The organism is Bacillus cereus (assembly GCF_002567495.1).
Lineage (GTDB): Bacteria > Bacillota > Bacilli > Bacillales > Bacillaceae_G > Bacillus_A > Bacillus_A cereus_AQ.
Window position 1 is genome coordinate 1 of record NZ_NVAP01000066.1, and the last position, 4,723, is coordinate 4,723.

Sequence of the window (4,723 nt, forward strand, 5' to 3'; positions counted from 1 at the left end):
CTCGCTATAGTACCATTAAAAAATGAATAATAGAGATCTAATGTATAAATATGCAATATTGCATACAAAAATGTATTGTTACATTTGCAAACGCTTACTATAATAAGATTATAAAGATTTATCACATCTTAATACGAAAAAAGAGGAGAGAATAATATGGAAATCGCAATGGCAGTTTTAAAATTTATAGGTGGCGCAATCCCATTAATTCAAGAACTTCTAAAAGCATTTATGTAAATTCACTACTTAGCAATTATTTATAAAAATTATCATACAAATGATCTGTATATCAAAAATGAATTGATTTACAGATCATTTGCGTGATCAAGGTCCCTTTTACATGACTAAGGATTCTTTTTAAAATTTTAAAATAATTAAGGTTACGTCACATCACCATCAAGTTAGCAAAATAAAATGAAACTTTAACTTGATGGTGATGGGGTAACAGTTGTGATTTAGAGAAAAAATCAGATTATACAAAGATTATCCACTGATATATGGAAGATAAATAGATGAAGAATACACTTGCGAAATTGAAACGACTGTATTAAAAAACTTGATATTAGTGCGGTAAACAGAATATGAAAATTACTTAGAAATCGTGATATTAGCTAAAAAACACCAAGCCCTCCTCCCCTTCAGGGCCGTCTTGGTATTTTTTACGTTCACATACAAATTATTATTTATATTGTTACACGGGTTTCCTTTTAAATTATATACGTCTACGCTACGATATTTTTCTCTTTTAGATCCATAATTGCTTTATATGACCAAATGATATAGTTGTTGCTGCAAGTACTGCACCTGTTAAAATCATTACTTTCATTTTCATGCTATTTCCCCTTCTTATCCTAATTATTTTTCATTATTAATAATAAAAACATTAATTTCTCCCAGAATGCTATAGACTTACTAAAAAACTCTTCTTGCCTATAGAAGAGTTTTTACTAGGATGTGACTCATACATCAAGGGTATTATTAATTTTATATGGAAAATAAGAAGACTCCATTTTGAAAAAAGGTTAATCAAAATGGAGTCTTTTATTGTAAATCTGAATTTATATATCTTCTACCTAAAACATCGTATTATTATTAGCTGCCTCATTTGGAATCTCTTGAATTACATCCCAGTGTTCGACAATCTTTCCATCCTTTATACGAAAAATATCCACTATAGCAACTCCCTTATCTTGAGAGTTAGCACGAGAATTTACATGAAGGGCAACTGTATCTCCTTCAGCTACTACACGTTTAACTTCTGCAGAGGAATTTGGATTTTTAACAAAGTCCTCCTTAAAGAAATCCATGAAGGCTTTTCGTCCATCAGCAACAAAAGGATTATGTTGTTTATAATCTTCACTTACATATTTAGGGATAATATCGATATTATGTTTGTTAAAAACTTCATTATAGAAATCAACTACCATCTTTTTATTTTTTTCTTTTTCTGTCACATTATCTTTTGATACCGATGCAACATTCTCGTTCTTTATTAAGTGACCTTTGGTATTACCAGTTGAAGCTTGAAATATCAAAGTCGACACAATTCCTAAAATAAACACAGAAATAATTATTACTATTAAATTTTTCTCTAATTTCATATATACCTACCTCTTCTAATTTTATAATTCATCTTCGATAACACGCTCAATAAAGGAAAATCCATCCATGCTAACAATACTCCTTATACGGAACATGTTAGAAACTAGTAACTCTAACTTAATACCTCATTAACAGTTGCACTGTCCACAACTTGAACAAATTTCTTAACCTTATCGTTCTCATCAAATTCATAAAGATGACAGAAATCAGCTACAAATGATTTTCCTGTTGCTTTAAATGTTCCACTATATTTCCCATACACAATAACGGTATTGTTATTAAAAGCATAAATTTCATCTTTTGCACGATAGTTATCCCATTCAACGCCAAGACGTTCATGTACGTTTTTCACTACTTCATCTGGACCTATATAAGTACCCGCATATGGAAACCCGGCAGCTTCTGTCCAAGATACAGTTTCACTTAAATAGGCTTTAAAAGCATCTAACTTCCCTTTACCGGTTAACACATACGTTTCATGTAATAATTTTTGATATTTATTCATGTCATTAACCCCAAGGCATTTCTTTTGTTACAACTTTTGCACTTAATTCTAATACACCTTTATTTGCATAGTCAGGATAGGCTGTTTCAAGTTTTGCAACAAAATCTTTTGAAGTTTTACTTTCCCCAGAAGCTTGAATCGCACTTCTTAGATAATTCATTGTCGCAGTAATTGATTGATTATTTAAGGATTTTTCAATTGATCCATGACTAGGTACAATTATGTCAGCATGTAACGCTTGTAATACTTTCAAGTTCTCAATCCATGCCTCCATAGCCGCTTTTGAGCTACTATCCGCTAAGAATACATGTATTTCGTTAAATACATCAATACCACCAATTAATAATTTTAGTTCTTTATTAAATAGGCTAGTTCTGTAATGATCTAAGCCTACTAGATCAAATGTTAACCCCTGAAAATCAATCATTTTTTCTTTAAACACTTGAGGTAATACCACGTTACTTGGTGCATTTTCTCCAAGGGCATCTTTCCAAACTTTTAATTTTCCTAAGACAGAATGAACGATATGTTCAACAGTAGACTCTGTAGCATACGCTATAGCTTCTGGGTAAGCAGCTTTAATACTTTCTAATCCAAAATAGTAATCAGGATCCCCATGAATAATAAAGATTTTATCTAAAGATAAGTCGTTTTTTTTCAAATATTCTACAATTTCTTTCGAATCAGACTGAGTAAATTTTGAGTTTATTAAAAATGCATGTCCAGTTTTCTCAACTAAGGTTGCAGTGACCATGAAACTTTTTTCGTCTGAACTAAACACCGTCAATTTTACATCTTTTTGATTTGTATCGATTGTTTTAAACATAGAATGTTATTCTCCTTTTGTTATAGTTATTAACTAGTTAACATATTTTTATCTTGTTCTGATAGAATCTCCCACTTCCATTCACCTGAAAGTGTGATAGCATCAACAAATATTGGAGAGATGAATGTCAATTGGCGTAAGCTAACATGTTTGTTACTATGGCCTATAATAAAATTAGACTCTTTAAAAACAAATTGAAACCAACTGTTATAAAAAGGCTTAATCCCATTTACTTATAGTTTTTCTTAAAACGTTAAATGCAATATACTGTAGCTTAAGATTTTTTAATATAAACTTTTAAAACGCGCTTCGATTTTATCTGGCGTCATTACCCCACCACCAATAGGAATAATTTGATTCCCCTTTTGTAAAAGTAATGAAGGATAACTATTAACACCAAGCTGTCGAACTTTATTGAAATCATTTTGGACATCTATTATTGTTTCTTGAGCATTTAAACGCTCTATTACTTGTTCAGGGTCCAAAACATGTTCAATTGCAATCTTACGATATGTCTCAGGATCACTTAGGCTTTGTCCATCATAATAAAACGCTTTTTGCATAGCCGACGTAATTTCTAACAAACGGTCTGGGGCTAATGAACGTAAAGCCGAAAACCCAATTGCAGCATCTTTCGAATTCATTTTAAAAGTCCCTTCTTCCACCAATTTTTGATATGAAGGACCAAATTCTGCACCTGTAAGTTGATTAATCCTTTTATTTCCCTCTTCTATATATGAGAAATTTTTTATTGGTAGATCATCTAAAAATAATCCTCCACATAAAACTGTTAACGGCATTTCAGTGTGTTCTTTGTAAAATCCTTTAATACTTTCTGAAAAACCATAACACCATCCACAATATGCGTCCCATACGTATATAAGGCTATCTTGTTTTGTCTTCATATAAATCTCCTACCTTTATTTTTATTATCCAGCTCAGCTACCACTTAAAATTCTCGGCTAACTTTCTGGTTTATATAAGTAAATCTTTTTTATATCTTGTTCTTTTTTGGGTTACCTTACTATATTTTTCAAAACAAACCCTTTCAAAAAAATCAGCTAAGATTTTTAACAAAAGATAACGCTGCACATTTTTCCCAAAAAACAGATATAAGTTGTAACAAATTCGATTACACCTTTTATGTAACTATTCTAGTTACAACTAGTGTAGAAGTCAATTATTTTTTTCAAAAAACATTTAAATTCTACCCTAACGCTTCCAGAATTCTAGCATCAATACAATTTTGTACGTCAGCAATACCGGAAATAGACTTCGCCTTTAATAGCAAGAATCTCCAATAAAGATAGTCAACTTGCCTATTTAGGAATAGGAGTGTCAATTTAAATGATGCGTTCCAAGGCACTACTCTTCTTCTAAAATAGCGTAATAATATTCATCCCACCATTCATTCCCATGTGGTATACACTTCCTGAAATAGCCTTCTCTTCTCATTCCAATCTTCTCCATTACTTGATATGATGGGGTATTTTGTGGCTGACATGTAGCTATAATCCTATGTAACTTCATTCCCTTAAAGCCATATTTCAATGTAGCTTGTGCTGCTTCAGAAGCATATCCTTTATTGAAATATTTAGGATTGAACACCCAGCCAATCTCATATGTATGCTCACCAAAATATTTATGAAAAACTATATGACCAATCAGAATATCTTTATCAATTAATACTACAGGAAAGTTCTTAGCGTTTTCACCAATGTTTTCATTCACAAAGTTTCTTGTATTTTCTTCAGTAAAAACCCCTTCAGATATGTATTTCATAACATTGA

Annotated in this window: 5 protein-coding genes and 1 pseudogene; 1 reads left to right on the forward strand and 5 read right to left on the reverse strand. The window is 31.3% G+C overall.

The window, feature by feature from the left end; translation table 11 throughout:
- Positions 1-50: 50 nt before the first annotated feature.
- Positions 51-237, forward strand: a pseudogene (locus COK05_RS31930) (hypothetical protein).
- Positions 238-1,073: 836 nt separating this feature from the next.
- Here COK05_RS31930 and COK05_RS27745 read toward each other — a convergent pair.
- From COK05_RS27745 to COK05_RS27765, 5 genes are all read right to left on the reverse strand, one after another.
- Complete coding sequence (locus tag COK05_RS27745; protein ID WP_098615095.1) at positions 1,074-1,601, reverse strand: nuclear transport factor 2 family protein; 528 nt, start codon at positions 1,599-1,601, stop codon at positions 1,074-1,076.
- Between the two features lie 113 nt (positions 1,602-1,714).
- The gene (locus tag COK05_RS27750; RefSeq protein ID WP_098615096.1) at positions 1,715-2,107 is read right to left on the reverse strand and encodes a nuclear transport factor 2 family protein; all 393 of its coding nucleotides are present in this window, start codon (positions 2,105-2,107) and stop codon (positions 1,715-1,717) included.
- 4 nt (positions 2,108-2,111) lie between these two features.
- Positions 2,112-2,933, reverse strand: coding sequence for a cytoplasmic protein (locus COK05_RS27755; RefSeq protein ID WP_098615097.1), 822 nt, complete (start codon positions 2,931-2,933; stop codon positions 2,112-2,114).
- Positions 2,934-3,217: 284 nt separating this feature from the next.
- The gene (locus tag COK05_RS27760) at positions 3,218-3,838 is read right to left on the reverse strand and encodes a DsbA family protein (protein ID WP_098615098.1); all 621 of its coding nucleotides are present in this window, start codon (positions 3,836-3,838) and stop codon (positions 3,218-3,220) included.
- Between the two features lie 460 nt (positions 3,839-4,298).
- A partial coding sequence (locus COK05_RS27765) for a GNAT family N-acetyltransferase (RefSeq protein ID WP_098615099.1) occupies positions 4,299-4,723 on the reverse strand: 425 nt, incomplete at its 5' end.

What these genes read in the sequence shown, in the direction of transcription:
- COK05_RS27755 (WP_098615097.1), bottom strand. Translation starts at nt 2,933, where the DNA reads ATGTTTAAAACAATCGATACAAATCAAAAAGATGTAAAATTGACGGTG.
- COK05_RS27760 (WP_098615098.1), bottom strand. Translation starts at nt 3,838, where the DNA reads ATGAAGACAAAACAAGATAGCCTTATATACGTATGGGACGCATATTGT.
- COK05_RS27750 (WP_098615096.1), bottom strand. Translation starts at nt 2,107, where the DNA reads ATGAATAAATATCAAAAATTATTACATGAAACGTATGTGTTAACCGGT.
- COK05_RS27745 (WP_098615095.1), bottom strand. Translation starts at nt 1,601, where the DNA reads ATGAAATTAGAGAAAAATTTAATAGTAATAATTATTTCTGTGTTTATT.